This window comes from uncultured Capnocytophaga sp. (genome assembly GCF_937936315.1).
In the GTDB taxonomy this organism is placed as follows: Bacteria; Bacteroidota; Bacteroidia; order Flavobacteriales; family Flavobacteriaceae; genus Capnocytophaga.
The window spans coordinates 44,667-59,883 of record NZ_CALGWU010000041.1 but is presented as its reverse complement, the minus strand read 5'-3'; the positions used below and the strand labels follow the sequence as shown (position 1 = coordinate 59,883).

Annotated in this window: 14 protein-coding genes and 1 tRNA gene; 7 read left to right on the top strand and 8 right to left on the bottom strand. The window is 39.1% G+C overall.

The genetic code is table 11. The features are described from left to right. Positions 1–17: 17 nt before the first annotated feature. From Q0162_RS08000 to Q0162_RS07975, 6 genes are all read right to left on the bottom strand, one after another. Positions 18–734, bottom strand: coding sequence for a porin family protein (locus tag Q0162_RS08000; protein ID WP_297890838.1), 717 nt, complete (start codon positions 732–734; stop codon positions 18–20). Between the two features lie 33 nt (positions 735–767). Beyond that, entirely contained in the window at positions 768–1,469 is a 702-nt protein-coding gene (locus Q0162_RS07995; RefSeq protein WP_297890837.1) for a porin family protein, read from the bottom strand. 40 nt (positions 1,470–1,509) lie between these two features. Next, positions 1,510–2,154, bottom strand: coding sequence for a CBS domain-containing protein (locus Q0162_RS07990; protein WP_297890836.1), 645 nt, complete (start codon positions 2,152–2,154; stop codon positions 1,510–1,512). Between the two features lie 26 nt (positions 2,155–2,180). Further along, on the bottom strand, positions 2,181–4,340 hold the full coding sequence (locus Q0162_RS07985) for a PepSY domain-containing protein (RefSeq protein WP_297890834.1): 2,160 nt from the start codon (positions 4,338–4,340) through the stop codon (positions 2,181–2,183). A gap of 65 nt (positions 4,341–4,405) precedes the next feature. Further along, complete coding sequence (locus Q0162_RS07980) at positions 4,406–5,647, bottom strand: WG repeat-containing protein (RefSeq protein WP_297890833.1); 1,242 nt, start codon at positions 5,645–5,647, stop codon at positions 4,406–4,408. 61 nt (positions 5,648–5,708) lie between these two features. Continuing rightward, a complete protein-coding gene (locus Q0162_RS07975) occupies positions 5,709–7,958 on the bottom strand; it encodes a GH92 family glycosyl hydrolase (RefSeq protein ID WP_297890832.1) in 2,250 nt (749 codons plus the stop codon). 143 nt (positions 7,959–8,101) lie between these two features. Here Q0162_RS07975 and Q0162_RS07970 point away from each other — a divergent pair, with 143 nt between their 5' ends. Next, positions 8,102–8,614, top strand: a complete 513-nt coding sequence (locus Q0162_RS07970; protein ID WP_297890831.1) for a nitroreductase — start codon at positions 8,102–8,104, stop codon at positions 8,612–8,614. A gap of 43 nt (positions 8,615–8,657) precedes the next feature. On the opposite strand, the gene Q0162_RS07965 is transcribed toward Q0162_RS07970, so the two are convergent. After that, positions 8,658–9,461: a hypothetical protein gene (locus Q0162_RS07965; RefSeq protein ID WP_297890830.1), complete on the bottom strand. Its 804-nt coding sequence runs from the start codon at positions 9,459–9,461 to the stop codon at positions 8,658–8,660. 138 nt (positions 9,462–9,599) lie between these two features. Continuing rightward, positions 9,600–10,535, bottom strand: a complete 936-nt coding sequence (locus tag Q0162_RS07960; protein ID WP_297890829.1) for a DUF3829 domain-containing protein — start codon at positions 10,533–10,535, stop codon at positions 9,600–9,602. A gap of 464 nt (positions 10,536–10,999) precedes the next feature. Here Q0162_RS07960 and Q0162_RS07955 point away from each other — a divergent pair, with 464 nt between their 5' ends. The 6 genes from Q0162_RS07955 to Q0162_RS07930 all read left to right on the top strand — a co-directional run bounded on the left by Q0162_RS07955 (position 11,000) and on the right by Q0162_RS07930 (position 15,097). Then, complete coding sequence (locus Q0162_RS07955; protein WP_297890828.1) at positions 11,000–11,959, top strand: type IX secretion system membrane protein PorP/SprF; 960 nt, start codon at positions 11,000–11,002, stop codon at positions 11,957–11,959. A 3-nt stretch (positions 11,960–11,962) separates the two neighbouring features. Continuing rightward, positions 11,963–12,328, top strand: coding sequence for a dihydroneopterin aldolase (gene folB / locus Q0162_RS07950; protein ID WP_297890827.1), 366 nt, complete (start codon positions 11,963–11,965; stop codon positions 12,326–12,328). 37 nt (positions 12,329–12,365) lie between these two features. After that, positions 12,366–12,436 (top strand) — tRNA-Cys (locus Q0162_RS07945). 47 nt (positions 12,437–12,483) lie between these two features. After that, on the top strand, positions 12,484–12,864 hold the full coding sequence (locus Q0162_RS07940; RefSeq protein ID WP_297890826.1) for a hypothetical protein: 381 nt from the start codon (positions 12,484–12,486) through the stop codon (positions 12,862–12,864). Between the two features lie 102 nt (positions 12,865–12,966). Then, positions 12,967–13,437: a regulatory protein RecX gene (locus tag Q0162_RS07935; RefSeq protein ID WP_297890825.1), complete on the top strand. Its 471-nt coding sequence runs from the start codon at positions 12,967–12,969 to the stop codon at positions 13,435–13,437. A gap of 1 nt (position 13,438) precedes the next feature. Beyond that, positions 13,439–15,097, top strand: coding sequence for a hypothetical protein (locus Q0162_RS07930; RefSeq protein WP_297890824.1), 1,659 nt, complete (start codon positions 13,439–13,441; stop codon positions 15,095–15,097). Positions 15,098–15,217 lie beyond the last annotated feature (120 nt).

Genomic DNA, 15,217 nt, shown 5'->3' with positions numbered 1-15,217 from the left:
ATATCTTTAGTGAAAGATTATTCGGTTATGGGTTCTTTATTTACCTCTTCAGTAGGAGCTACTATTTCTTCAGTAGGAGGAGTATTATTCTTCTTTTTAGAGAATTTGTAGCCTGCACCTAACGAAATGCCAAATACAAATGTTCTCGCTTTATCAAAATTGATATATTCTGTACGGCTTCCCGAAGCTAAGTTTGTTATGCTGGTAGAAAAACGAGCATCAACTGTGTAAATCCATTTAGGGCGTTCAAATAGCACACCTCCTCCTATATGTCCCATCAACATCACTGTATTAAATTGCGAACTCCCTCCGTAAGTAACACTCTTAGAGGCATCATAAAAAGAAGAAGTAATGAGAAATTTAGGTGAAAAACCTACAAAACCAAAACCTCTAAACGCTTTCTTACCTTCGTATTGTACTAAGAAAGGCACGTCCAAATATTCAAATCTATAATAAGAATCTTTGCTGCTATTCTCTATTCTAAAACGCACTGCTTCGTGCTTAAAAAGCAATTCACTTTGTAAAACCCAATGTTCTTTTAGAGGAATACGAACAAAGCCTCCAAGGCTAACAAAGGCATTGTAGGTTTTTATATCAACATTGGTTGCTGTATATAGAGGAGTTGCTAGGCTAACAGCCGATAGAGGGTCGGTTACTTTTATTCCTATAGCCGTTTGTGCAAAACTGAATGTAGTAACACTCAAAAAAGCAATGGTAGTTAAAAAATGTTTCATAATATATTTAGTGAATGATTATTCGGTTATGGGTCATTTATTTACCTCTTCAATAGGAGTGCTATTTTTCTTTTTAGAGAATTTATAGCCTGCACCTAACGAAAATGTTAAGGTATGATTTCTTGCTTCTATAAAATTTAAATAAGGAGAACTGCTATTCATTCCTATTTTGGTGAGATTAACTGAATAACGCGCTTCTGCGAACAACAACCATTTGGAGCGTTCTACGAGCAACCCTCCTCCTATATTGAAATTGATGTGTAGTTGTCCCGTGCCAAAATAGTATTTCATATCTTGCACCTCATTGCTTCCTTTATCTCTAAAAGCTGCTCTTGTGCTGATTTTGGGTGAAAAACCTAACTGTGTAAATCCTCTAATGGGTTTTTTGCCCTCGAATTGCATCATAAGAGGGATTTCTAAGTAATCAAACTCATAATAAGGGCGTTCTTCGTAATCCCAACTGCTATTTTTAGGACGGAATGATAATGTTTCTCGGCGATAAAGCACTTCAGTTTGTAATGCCCAACGTTTGGCGAGTTGGAAATGCGCAAATACACCTGAATTAAAAGCAGCAATTCGCGGATAAATCTCAATATCATAACTTTCGTTAGAGGTGAGCTCGTTGAAAAAATTAAAAGAATGTAATGGAGTATTCACTTTTACCCCTATTGCGGTTTGTGCAAAGCCAAAGTAAGCAGTGCAAAGCCATAAAATTGTAGTTAAAAAACGTTTCATAGTATATATTTAGTTAAAGATTATTCTTACTTCTTATCTCTTATCTGTTACCTAAATCTAAGTATTTTTCAAAGTAATCAGCGATGTCTTTCAGTTCTTTCCGGTAGTGGTCATCTTCTTTTTCGGTGAGGATGCCATAACCATAACGACGGAGGTGTTGTAGTATTTCCGAGAGTTGGTTAGTGATAAGTTTTAGGGTGATATGCACATTGTTTTCCGTGCGATTAGAGAGGTAAATCCCTAAAAGTGTTCCTCCATTTTCCTCCACTATCCTGCTAATTTCAGCAAATGAATACTTAATGTCTTTTTGCAAGATGAGTACATAGCCAGCTTCTTGTATAAAAGGTGTTTCGATGAGTTGTAATACAAACTCATCTAAATGATAGTAGCCTATAAAATCTCCTCCCTCATTGATTACGGGTAACATATCCGTTTGGTAGAGCGCAAAAGCCTCTACCACAGCATCCCACGTAGCGGTTAGCGGTATAAAATAGTGTTCAAGTGCATACTCATAATCGCTTACTAACGCCTCTTTAGTTGCCCCTTCCACAGCTTCTTTGCGGAGTACCCCTATAAAAGAATTGTTTTCGCACACGGGCAAAGCCGAAAGCGAATGCGCTTCAAAAAGCAAATTCACTTCCTCTATCGAAGTATTGGGGTCTATATGTAAAAAATGTGTTGTCATATTCTTATCCCTTATCTCTTATCTAATCAATAACAATCCGTTTTGATTTGTCCTTTGTTTTGGTAGTAGCTCAGCGGTTTTTCTAAATGCTCTCTACAAATCGCCTCTAAGACTTCAGTAACTGCTTTCTCCATCGCAACCGACCCGCATATCATTACAATTCCTTTGTTTTTAAGAAGTTCTGCAAAGAAAGGGGCTTCTCTTCGCAAGATGTCTTGCACGTAGAATTTGTCCCCTTCACGCGAGAGGGCTTGCCAATAGTTGGCTATCTTTCCTTCGCGAGTAAACTGTTCTATATAAGGGCGATAGATTTCCAAAGAGGCTTCACGACGGCAACCCCATATCAGGGTGATAGGTTTCTTTTGGGTATTTTCGGCTATCATTCCTATAAAAGGCGCCATCCCCGAACCATTGGCAATACACACCACTTGAGATGCTTTTTTAGGAAAATGGAAGTGTTTGTTGGCTACCAAAGCAGCTTGCAATGTATCGCCTATTTGTAAATTGTTCAGCAGGTTAGACACCACCCCTTGTGAGTGTAGCTTTACGCTCAACCACACATCTCCTTGGTATTTGGCAACCGAATAGAGTCGTTCGCGCCCGTCTTCAGGAGTAATGCCCAAGAGGTCGCCGGAGACAAAACTACTTTTTTTGGAAGGGCGTAGCGCTATTAGGAAAATATCGTCGTCCATTACCGGGGTTTTCTCCGTTACCGTAAAAGTGAGCGGTTTGCGCTGAGGTTGTACGCTGAAATCATCGGGCAAAGCTAAAGAGAGCTTTTGCGCCATACCCCAAGCCGTTGCCCACGCTTTAAACTGACCAAAATCTTGGTCGTTTACGGTATGCAAAGGCAGCGCACATTCAGCTTGTGCAGTAGCCGACAAAAGTTGGTCTACTTCTTTGGCATATTTGCAGAAATCGGGGTAAGTATCAGAGCCAAAGCCGAGTACGCTATAAGCCAAAGGTTGTGCGGGGGGATATTTCACCCATAGTTGCGCAAAGTGAGTCGCATTGATAGGCGCCTCGCCATCGCCATAAGTGCAAGTAAATACAATGAGTTGCTCTGCTTTAGCAAAACGAGTGTAGGCATTCATATCGGTCAGGTAGGAACGCTTGCCCAAACGGAGGAGTTCGTTATGGAAAAGGATAGCAAATTTGCGGGTAGTACCTCCTTCAGTGCCTACTAACACGATATACTCACATTCGCTTTTATCAAACGGATTGTTGATGCCTTTCTTTCGTTTTCTCAGGGTCATCGCAAAGCCAGAGTAGAGGAAGAACAACAGCGCCATACACGAGAGCAACAAGACGGTCGCCCAGAGATAATGCCCTTTGCCGATGTGCAGGGTGCGCACCAAATATGCCAAGCCTTTGTAAGGAGAGGTGGAGGTGCTAATCACCTCGCCCGTAAATTGATTGACTACTATATTTTTATCGATGAAATCTACTTTATAGACCTCTTCTACATCTTCAAAAGCAGGGAATTCCACTTGGCGCACTTCGGCGAGAGACACTTGGAAGGCGGGAAAGTCTTTAGCGGGTTTTGCGGGTGTTTCTTGTAGTGTGCTAACATCGTAATTGTGTTCGGCTTTGAACTTAGGAAACACTCCCACTGTTTCGAGCATCATATACACCCCCGTGAGGGCAATGATAAAGATGGGCACGAGCGCCCAGCGCCCCAGCGCACTGTGGTAATGATTGTAGAATTTTTCTTGCGGGAGCTTGTGGAAAAACCTGCCCCAGCGTTGCTGTTTGCGAGCGATGAGCCATATACCCGACAAGGCTACTACACACAAACACAAGGCTGTAAGCCCCATAATCACCCGTCCCGTTTTGCCCATATAGAGCGAGCGATGTAGCGTTTTGACGAACTGTATAAACTTCGAGGGTTTATAATCCCCTTGGATTACCTCCCCCGATTGCGGATGGATAAAGAGTTTTTTACCCTCAGTCGTCTCCACCTGTACAAAGTGATTGCGGTCGATAGAGAGTTTGAGCGCATCTATATTCTTTTCCTTTAAAACAGCAATGGTTTGGGAAAGGGTAGTGCTTTCAAACGCTGCACTTTTGTAAGGCAACGTTTGGTTATACACCGATTCACCTGCCAAGATGGCCCCCGTGAGAGCTCCCAGCAATATGAATACCCCTGCTATCAGGGAAAGAATTAAGTGAAGTTTTCTTGCCATTTGTCAATTAGTCACATCTTGGTTCAACAGTTATAACAGCTTCTTCAATTTTTATTTCTTTAAGTTCAATAGGATTTTAGAAGTTTAATATATTTTTTCTCTACAAAATCGTATAAATACCAGATGTCCTTCTCAATTACTATAGCCGCATTTCCTCCTACGTAAAAAGCATAATCATTTTCAGGAGCTACAATTACTTCCCCTTTACGATTGATAAGCCCATAGTTCGCACTTCTCCACATAGCATTCTTGCGATATTTAGCTACACCATTTTTGAACTCTTCTACCTCTCCCTCAAATTGAAAAGGGATTACTATCTCATTCTTAAGATTTACATAACCCCATTTGCCATTTTTGCATACAGGGGCTAATCCTTCTCCAAATTTATTAGCAAGATCGTATTCTAATGGAATTACGAGTTTGCCTTTGGCATCTATGTATCCCCATTTATTATTTCTTTTAACAGCAAAAAAAGGAGCTACTTCATTTGATATAAAGCTATCATAAGTATCTAATAGTTTCCCTTGAAAATCGTAAATTAAACTTCCCTCATAATTACGTACAGATATGATTTCCATATCTGGGTGATCAAAAGTAGAATCTATCATATTTGAAAACCCTTCAACAATTTTTTCTCCTTTTGTGTTGATATAAAATCCTTCACCTTCATCATAATCACCTCCTTTTTCAAAACCAACATGGGCAAAACCTTTTTGGAAAGGGGTAGCATAATCATATATAGGAGCAATTATCCATTCATTTTGGATATTAATGAAACCTACTTTTCTCTCAGTAGTTTCTACACAGATAGGAATATTCTCATCAATTTCTTCAGCGATAATACTTCTGTACTGTATAGGGATAATCATCTCTCCTTTTGATGAGAAAAAACCTTCTTTCTTGTTGTTTTCTACTATGTAACCATTTTTAATAGGAAATATAGAATCGTATTCAAAAGGGATAATGACTTCTTCATTATCAGTTACCACTCCAAATCTTTCTGCTGCATTCACAACAGCATATTGTCCTTTAATTTTTGCCTTGCGGATATGGTCATATCTTCCTCTAAAAACAACGTTTAATTCTTGATCGTAAATAGTTGTAAATTCACCTTCAGTTGCATCAAAATAAGGAGGAAATTCAAGCAATGAATCAAAAACAGCTTCTAATGCCACATTGCCTTGTAAATCTACCAACCCTAGTTTGTCATTCTCTTCAAAAATAACATACTTTTGAGAAGAAACAGATTGTTCTGTACCTGTTGTAACTACACAACATAATAATGGGGTCTTTGTTAGTTGTCTCATATTATCGTTTTTAATAATTTACTAATCGACAAATTGGCAAATTGACAAATTGGCAAATCCTCTAATTGCCCAATTTGCTCATTAATTCAAATCGTATTTTTTTAGCATTTTTTAGCGCCTCGTGGCTGATAAAATAGGATTTGTAAGGTTTGTCGTCGATGTAAATGTTCTTAATGAAAATGTTCTCAGGCGAAGCATTACTTTCTATTACCAAATCACCAGCTGGATAGTATTGTGGGTTGCGTTTGAGAGTGATTTTGGTAAACTTAGGCGAGGTAAAAGTATAGTTAGGCTCAGCAGGAGTGATAGGGTAGAAGCCTGCCATTCCATAAATGAGCCAAGCCGACATTACCCCTGTATCTTCATTGCCTGGGAGTCCCGCAGGTTTGTTTTGGAAATACTCATTGATGAGTTGGTCTACTTTCTGTTGGGTCTTCCACTCTTTGCCTTTAAGGAAGTTGTAGAGATATGGATAAGCAATATCGGGTTCGTTTGCCATATCGTACTGTTTACTGTCGAAAATATGGTCGAGTTGCTTTTCAAAAGGTTTTTCACCGCCCATTAGCTTGATCATTCCTTTCACATCGTGAGTTACCATATACACGTACTGCCACGCATTGCCCTCGATATAACCCACATTTTCTTCAAAGTTAGCTCCACTTTCAGGGTTGAAAGGCGCATACCACTTGCCATTGGCGTGACGCGGACGCAATAAATGGGTTTCTTTGTCGAATAGTTTTCTATACGAATAGGCTTGTTTGTTAAACTTCTCGTAATCGGCTTTTTTGCCTAATTTTTTAGCAATTTGCGCAATAGCGAAGTCGGCAGCATTGTACTCTTGGGTAGTAGATACAGGTCCTCTTACCCCTCCGTCTACACTCAGGTAACCCAATTTCCAATACTCTTTCACCCCTGGGCGTATAGGGTTATTTTCAAGCGTATTTGCCCCTTTGAGCATCGCCTCGTAAGCCGTTTGTATGTCAAAATCAGTAAGACCGCGCAGATAAGTGTCTGCCAGTACTATGCTCGCAGGGTCGCCTACCATCGTAAAGGTTTCGGTAGAATTAAGTTCCCATTTAGGCAGCCAGCCGCTTTCTTTGTAGATGTCGAGCATCGTGCGCACCATTCGCAGTTGCTGTTCGGGGTAGAGCAGGGTGAGCAATTGGTGGTAATTGCGATAGGTATCCCAAAGCGAGAACACCGTATAACGCTGGTGATTTTTGCCTATTTTGTTAGTCTTGCTCTCAGGGTAATCGCCATTCACATCGTTGAGGAGATTCGGGTGAATAAGCGCGTGATAGAGCGCTGTGTAGAATATGGTTTTTTGGTCGTCGGTACCGCCTTCTACGGTAGCGCGGAGGGCATCGTTCCACGTTTGGCGTGTGGTGGTATACACCTCGTCGAAAGTGCGGTTGCCTATTTCTTTTTCAAGGTTTTCACGGGCGTTGGCAATGCTCACGTATGAGATACCCACCTTGAGTTCCACGACTTCCTCTTTATCAAATTTATAACGGAAATACGCCCCTATACTATCGCCTACTACCTCGCGGGCAAATTGTTCTTTCAGGCGAGTTTCGCCGTTGTACCACATCCATTGAGCTTCCACCCCTTGGTGTTTTTCTGGCTGATGCCAAACGCCATAAGAAGGGGCTACTTTGTTTACTTTGGCTACGAAATACACCGGATATGCCAGCTCCGGACTGTTATAGCAGAAAGTCCCTACCATACGCATTCCTTCCACTTCGGTAGGCGATACGAATTTCAGCATTGCGCCTTTCTCATTGGTGAGTCCGAGTCCGAGATTGATGAGTAAATTAGCTTCTCCTTTAGGGAAGTGATAGCGAGTAATACCTGCGCGGGTGGTAGCAGTAGCTTCGGTTTTGATGTTGTATTTAGTGAGGAAATTGCTGTAATAACCCGCTTTGGAGATTTCTTTTTGGTAAGTAGAGCCGTATTTTAGATGATTTACCTCCAATTTACCAGTGGTAGGCATCGCGATAATCACCCCGAGTTCTGGGCAACCAACACCGCTGAGGTTCACGTGGGTGAGACCTGTGAAGAATTTATTTTCATTTACATAAGGATTAGAAAGCCAGCGACTATCTTTTTCGAGCGGAGCTTTCACTCCCGTAGTGTCAAAAGCCACATTAAAGGGTGAAATGCTAAGCATACCGCGAGGAGCAATGGCTCCAGGGTGAGTAGCGCCAAAGTTAGAAGTACCAATCAGCGGATTGATATAATCCACTGGTTGTTGTTGTGCGTGTAGTGATAAAGCCACCCACAAAGTGGCAAAAGAAAGAAGTTTCTTCATTCGTTTAGAACTCTAAATGGTTAATCAGGCTACAAATGTACGATTATTTTTTGAAGTTACAACCTTGTAACCTTCTTTTTAGTAATTCGTAATTCGTCTTTATTTACTATCTTTGCCCCGTGAAACATTATTTTTTTAATATTATGACAGAAGTCCAAACACTCAAGCATATCATTACCTCTCGCAAAAGCGTGTATCCACCCGAATATAGCGATACCCCTATACCCGAAGAAGTCTTACAAGAGATTATTAGTTCTGCAGATGAAGCTCCTAACCACAAACGCACTAAACCTTGGCGATTAAAAGTGTATAAAGGTGATGAGAAAGTGCGTTTGGGAGAAGAATTAGTGCGTTTATACAAAGAAAATGTACCGGCAGAGAGCTTTTCTGAGATAAAAATGAATGAAATAGCGAAAAAAGTAGCTAAATCTTATGTCGTAGTTACTATCAGTGTTCATTTTAGTGGTAAAGTAGCCGAATGGGAAGAAATAGCTGCTACAGCAATGGCAGTACAGAATATGTATCTCACCTGCACTGCCCACGCGGTAGGCTGTTATTGGGGTACCCCTGGTTTTATGTTTCAACTGAAAGATTTTCTACAATTAGAAGAAAATGAACGCTGTTATGGTCTCTTCTTTATGGGAAAGAAAAGATAAAGACCTGCAATTACCTATTGTGTTACAATTGCTTGTCGTGCTACTACCAAAATCGTTTTACTTCTAAAGGTAAACCTTTTTTTCGTTTGTATAGAATAGTCCCAATGATTATCAGTACTGCAGGGACTGCTACAAAGAGCCAAGTGATATAGTGTAAGAGTCCGTCTCCAAAAACAAATGCTATGTAATAACTAATTAACAATCGCACCCCAAAAACCAACCAAAAATTGTGTTTCCACTCTACATAAAGCCAAAAATAAAAACAGGAAGATATAAAAATAACGCAGAAGTTAGTCAAATAGTTCAAAGCGTAATAAGGTAGAAAATCGGAGGGGGCTTCAATGATATTGTCTAAAGAAGAATAGATGAGAAAAGCTAAATAAATAACTGTATAAATCAAGGTATTGCGCAAAATTCCCCACGAGGTATAGTTGCAAAGATTGCGAAAAAAGAATACTCGCAAGCATATTTCAGCTAAAAAGATGTTCAATATCCACACAGTTCCTTTAGTGTTCAGAAAATGTAAGAAGTTGCTAAAGTTATAGATAAAAAAGGGAGAAAATAATAAAGTTAATAGTCCTGTAACTATCAGAGCCTCTTTGATGTTGCTACCAAGTTCTAATCGCTGCCAATAACTTTTTCCGTCGTTTAGTAACGCATTGCCCACCCATATTGGGGAGGTAATCAGTAAATTCGCAATACAGTTTGAAATGAAGCGCATAGATAGTATAAACTCTAAGTTTTTAACAAAAGTATGTAGATAATGGCTTAAACCTATATACAACCCAAAGCAAATGAGTATAATAATAACATTTTGATAATTATTTTTTAAATCTGTTGCGGTCATTTTTTTATGGTTTGGTGAAAAAAATCAAAATCTTTATGATAATCAATCACTTTTAGAGTATGTTATGTAAGGGCGTTTTGCAAACGCCCTTACAAATAGAACTTTTCAGATCTCTGAGCCTCTTTAAGTCTTTTTATATTAATCCACAAAATTGTTATAAGCGTTAATCAACTGGTTGTGGTGAGAGTTCAGTTCCATGTAATCACTTTCCGAAAATTCCTTTGCTTCTTTCGCATTGCGTATCAATTTGCGTGCTGCACCTAAATACTCTCTTACATTTTTATTGAAAAAATCAAAACTGCTTTTTTTTCTCACATAATCTTTGTCCTTAATTTCTAATTTTTCATTTTTAGCAACTTGTTCTTCAATAGCATTATACATATTTTGTAGTTTGTCAATGTCTAATCGATTGTTTTCAGCTTGAGTTACTACCTCATCTATAAAGCCTTCCGTTTGTGCAGCCAATTTTTTAGATGAAAGGATTTGATCTTTTAGCGGATGATCTTCTAAAGTGATTTCTTCAGCTTGAGTCACAGTAGGTTTCATTATGTCGAGAAGTGTTCTGGCGTTTTTGCTAAATTCTAAAGCTTGAGCCTCGGCTACTTTTTTGTTTTCTTTGAGTTTTTCGCCTTTGTCACCTTTGTAGTCTTCAGCATCTAAGTATGATTCGGTAGCATCGGCTAAATTGCGTATTGCTTGAACGTTGAGCTGCATACCTTCCATTGCTTTTTTGATAGCTTCTTGTTTATCGCCAAAACTTTTAGGAACTTCTTTATTTTCTTTAGTACGAGGAATTATCATAAAAACAGGGCTCAAAGGCTTGATAGCTATAGGAGAGTTTGCTGCTTTTCTCTCTATAAAAATCTGGGCGTTCTCTATGTACTTCATCCCTTCTTTGATGTACGAGTTATTATAAGTTCTATACAGATCTAAAGCGTTGTTATAATACTCAATGATCTCGTTGGCCTCTTGTAACCTTTTTTTTGAGTCTCCAAAAGGATTGTTGCTGTTATTGTTTTTGCAACCTACAAAAAATAGTGTTATTAGCGCCCATACAAAGGTAAATTTTTTCATGTTGATTTTATTTAAATGAATAATCCTTGGCAAAAGTAAATGAAAAATAGGAGATTACCAAAATTTATTTACGAGTTTAAATATACTCTATTTTAGTTTTGAACTCATTGTTAAAATCTACACTATATCTCACGCAAAAGGGTATTCTTTTCTCAGTTAGATAAAAATGTAATAAAAAAGAGTAAAATATAAGTTTTTTTTAATAAAATTGATTTTGAGATGAAAAATCATCAAAAAAATATAGTTTTTTATAAGAAATAGTAAATAATAAACCTGCTTTAAAAATGTTAAAAAAACTCTAAATACGTTAAATATTCGTTTTTTTTTACTCAAATAGTAGTGTAACACAAAAAAAATAAATATCTTTGCTGAAAATTTTGCGAATTATACCTATATATTAAAGAGGTGTTTTGCAAAATCAAAATTGAGTATTATAGCAATTTAATAGTTTAATTTTATCAACAATGAAAAAAATAGTTTTGTTTGTTTTAGCAGTATGTGCTTTTGCTCCAAAAGCCTTCTCTCAAGAGCTAAATTTACCACAACAAAATCAGTATTTGGCAGATAGCGAATTCTTAATCGCACCTACCTACGCTGGTATTGGTGACTTCGTACGTATTCGTCTCTCTGGGGTTACCCAATGGGTGGGTGTGAAAAATGCCCCCGATTATCAATCACTCGCTGGTGATATGCGCCTCGGTGAACGAAGTGGAGCAGGGGTGATGCTCTATAACGACCGCAATGGTTTTACTAAACAAATGGGTGGTAAAGCTACCTTCGCTCACCACCTTACTCTCGACCGCTACGACAACCACTTCGTGTCTTTCGGTATCTCTTACGCTTTGAATACCTTTAGAATAGATATAGATAAATTCGATAGAACCATATCAGGTAACGATCCCCATGTAACTAATGACCGCTTCACTGTAAACCACAACTTCGACGTAGCTGCCCTTTATCGTTATAAAAATTGGTGGATCAACTTTACCGCTCTTAATATCCTCAACAAAGATATCGAGCGTTTCTATAAAGAAGAACCTAAAGCACTCCGTAACTATATGGTATATGGAGGTTACCGCTACAAACGCGACAAAAATAGCCGTTTTGAAATCGAACCTTCTCTCCTCTATCAATACTATGAAAGTGACGGGCGTTCTACAACCGATTTTAATATCAAATTCCGTTGGCTTGATGTAGAAGATTACTACTGGGTAGGCCTTAACTATCGCTCTCTCAACGACCAAATTTTCCGCCCTCTCAATATAGGACCTATGGCAGGCGCTAAATTCGGAATGTTCTACGCCGCTTATTCTTATCAAGTTACCCTCAATGAACTTATAGGGTATAACTCTGGTACTCATATGCTTACTTTAGGTCTCGACTTGTTCCAAGGAGTTAGTAACTGTAAGTGTGCTCAACGATAAAAAATGGAAGAAATTATCCTAAAAAATATACGCCTCTACGCCTATCACGGCTGCCTTACCGAAGAAGGTATCATTGGTAGCGACTATCGCGTCGACTTGAAAGTATATGCCGATTTGAAAAAATCTATCCAAACTGACGAACTCGTCGATACTGTAGATTATGTACATCTGAACAAAATAGTGAAAGAAGAAATGGCTATACGCGCTAAATTACTAGAAAATGTAGCAGGCCGTATTTCCGATAAAATCTTCTCAGAACTACCACAGGTTCAGAAACTAAAGTTAAAAATCGCTAAGGTTAATCCGCCTATAGGAGGCGACGTAGCTCAGGTGATTATAAAAATAAAACGCAAAAGATTTGGTAGTTAAAAAAAATAATTCTACCTTTGCGCCCTGAACAATAAAAGGCATCGTGGCCGAGGGGTTAGGCGGAGGTCTGCAAAACCTTATACAGCGGTTCAAATCCGCTCGATGCCTCACTTATTTTTTCATTTAATAATTAATAAAAAAAAACTTACAAGACAATGACAAATGTTTTAGACAAATTCATTCAGGATATGAAAACCAACGTTCCTGGATTTATCGCTGTTTCAGTTACTGAAGTACGCTCTGGTGTTTCTTATGGAGCAGAATCAGTAGATCCTAGTTTCGACCCTAACTTAGCTTCTGCTTATAACCTAGAAGTAGTAAAGGCTAAACAAAACGCCCTCCAAGCGCTCGGTTTAGCTTCTAAGGAAAAAATCGTGGATATCCTTATTACCCTTACTGGCCAAATCCACATCATCGATATCGCTGCAAATGGCGGTTACTTCATCTACTTAGTAGTAGATTCTACAAAAGCAAACCTCGGTCTTACCCGTGCATTGCTCGCTAAATACAAAAAAGACTTGACAGCAATCTTTTAATAAAGATCTGTGACATAATAAAATTTTAAGATTAATACTCAAAAACCATCCCTAAAGGATGGTTTTTTTGCAAATTGTTAATCGTTAATCCTTAAGTGTTAATTGGAAAAGACTTACACCGTCCAAGAAGCTAAAACTCGTCTCGAAAACTATTGCGCCTATCAAGAAAGATGCCATCGAGAAGTAGTTGCTAAACTCCGTTCTATGGGGATGATCCCCTTAGCGATCGACGATATCGTTGTTCACCTCATTCACTATGGATTTCTCAACGAAGAACGCTACGCCCGAAGTTTTACCCGAGGTAAATTCTATAGCAAAAAGTGGGGAAAACTCCGCATACAGCGTGAACTCAAAGCTCGAGGGCTCACCGATTATAATATCGAAGCTGGATTGAGCGAAATTACCGACGATGACTACTACGAAACCCTTAATCTCTTAGCCGAAAAAAAACAGGCTGCCATCAAAGAAAAAAATCCTTATAAAGCCAAAGCAAAATTAGCCAACTTCCTCCTATACCGCGGCTTTGAACCCGAACTCGTCTACGAAATAGTAGATGAATTATACGACGAATAATATGAAAAGTAGAGCACAAGAATCCACGAACGCCATTGAGCGTATGTATGTAACAATGAGACACCTCTTCTCAAGAGGTTTCTATAAACCTATGGGCATCTCAGGCGAGGCGCTCCGCGAGTCCTTACTCGTTCTACGCCCCGAAATCTATGGCACTATCGCTGAAAGTAAATCTGAACTCAGCGGACTTATCTATGTACTCGACCGCCTTCCCGAGGGTATTGAGCAATGTAAGTACATCAACCTCATCGCCGATGAAGGGTATCGCCAATCACATTTCAAACCTATTATCCCCCCTAAACGCCGCCGTAATTGCTATCGCATTGATCCCGAGCAAATGAATATCGAAATTACTCGCGGTCGTTCCGATATCTACGATGTGCTTACGCACCTCACTTTCCTCTTTATAGAATCTCACAAAATCGCCGACCGTATTTTCTTAGACGATAATAAAATTTCACACGATTGGGCAAAACTCGAATCTAACATTCAAAAAAATAAACTTACCCTTGCCGAACGTGAGGCTACTTTCATACATATTGGTAATCTATTGGGGCGCACTTTTGAAGAGGTGCTCAAAGCCTACAAAGCACTAGCAACTCCCGCACTTCCCGATCGCTTTATCCACATCATCTACTGGTTGGGTAAATTGGCGTTCAATGAGCGTGTAAACGACGATAAGCGTGTGATTACTTTCAGTACCGTATTGCGCGAACGTATTGGTCACCACCTCCACGGCGAAATATGGGCGGAAAATATCAAACATATTCTTCTTAAAAACGGACTCTTAAACTGCCCCTTGCACATTATCAGTGCTAATATGCACAGCGTGATGAATAGCTTGTTTGCCGAAAAAGCTCTTGCAGGCGAAGTGAAAGTAAAATCACGTATCGAACTTTTTGAGCTGCTTAGCTTGCCAGAGAGTGAACCACTGCGCAAAAAGGTGAAGGACTATGCTCACAAACACGGAATGATTTCAGTAGACGATACTTCAGGTACCAATATTGATGTTCAACTCTTTGATACTGCCAAGATAGATTTTGATAATACTCCTTACAAAGTACATCATCTTGAAGAAGATCAAAAACCTGTGATTTTTGTTATGGATTACGCTTTTGGTGAACAGGCTTACGAAACTATCGATGAGCTACTAAAGCCTTATCACAAAGGAGGTAAAACCCATTTTCTCAATGTGATTTCTATTTCTATTATGGGGAAAGCAGGTATTTTGGAAGGCGAAAAAGGCGATTTGATGATTCCTACTTCTCATATTTTTGAAGGTACTGCCGATAACTATCCTTTCCACAACGAGTTTTCTAAAGCCGATTTTGAAGGTAATGGTCTCAAAGTGTTTGAAGGTACAATGGTTACAGTGCTAGGAACTTCTCTCCAAAATAAGGATATCCTGAAATTTTTCCTACACTCTACGTGGAATGCCGTCGGTTTGGAAATGGAAGGGGTTCATTACCAAAAAGCGATACAATCGGCTTCTAAAATACGCAAGAGCATACGCGAAGATGTGAAAGTGCGTTATGCTTACTACGCTTCCGATAACCCCCTTGAAACAGGTAGTACCCTCGCTTCAGGTGGATTAGGTACTACAGGCGTAAAACCTACCTATCTCATCACCTTTAAAATATTGGAACAAATTTTTAATTAACCCCAAAAAGGCTGTTTGATAATGTGTCAAACAGCCTTTTTAGATAAAAATAATTAGTGAAAATTATTTGTTAATAAATTCTTGGTCAGTATACATAGTGCGTATTAGAAATTTGAATGT

Bases quoted from the DNA above. Each gene is read 5' to 3' on its own strand.
- Q0162_RS07930 (WP_297890824.1), top strand. From the start codon at position 13,439: ATGAAAAGTAGAGCACAAGAATCCACGAACGCCATTGAGCGTATGTAT.
- Q0162_RS07975 (WP_297890832.1), bottom strand. From the start codon at position 7,958: ATGAAGAAACTTCTTTCTTTTGCCACTTTGTGGGTGGCTTTATCACTA.
- Q0162_RS07995 (WP_297890837.1), bottom strand. From the start codon at position 1,469: ATGAAACGTTTTTTAACTACAATTTTATGGCTTTGCACTGCTTACTTT.
- Q0162_RS07955 (WP_297890828.1), top strand. From the start codon at position 11,000: ATGAAAAAAATAGTTTTGTTTGTTTTAGCAGTATGTGCTTTTGCTCCA.
- Q0162_RS08000 (WP_297890838.1), bottom strand. From the start codon at position 734: ATGAAACATTTTTTAACTACCATTGCTTTTTTGAGTGTTACTACATTC.
- Q0162_RS07990 (WP_297890836.1), bottom strand. From the start codon at position 2,154: ATGACAACACATTTTTTACATATAGACCCCAATACTTCGATAGAGGAA.
- Q0162_RS07940 (WP_297890826.1), top strand. From the start codon at position 12,484: ATGACAAATGTTTTAGACAAATTCATTCAGGATATGAAAACCAACGTT.
- Q0162_RS07980 (WP_297890833.1), bottom strand. From the start codon at position 5,647: ATGAGACAACTAACAAAGACCCCATTATTATGTTGTGTAGTTACAACA.
- Q0162_RS07960 (WP_297890829.1), bottom strand. From the start codon at position 10,535: ATGAAAAAATTTACCTTTGTATGGGCGCTAATAACACTATTTTTTGTA.
- folB (WP_297890827.1), top strand. From the start codon at position 11,963: ATGGAAGAAATTATCCTAAAAAATATACGCCTCTACGCCTATCACGGC.
- Q0162_RS07965 (WP_297890830.1), bottom strand. From the start codon at position 9,461: ATGACCGCAACAGATTTAAAAAATAATTATCAAAATGTTATTATTATA.
- Q0162_RS07970 (WP_297890831.1), top strand. From the start codon at position 8,102: ATGACAGAAGTCCAAACACTCAAGCATATCATTACCTCTCGCAAAAGC.
- Q0162_RS07985 (WP_297890834.1), bottom strand. From the start codon at position 4,340: ATGGCAAGAAAACTTCACTTAATTCTTTCCCTGATAGCAGGGGTATTC.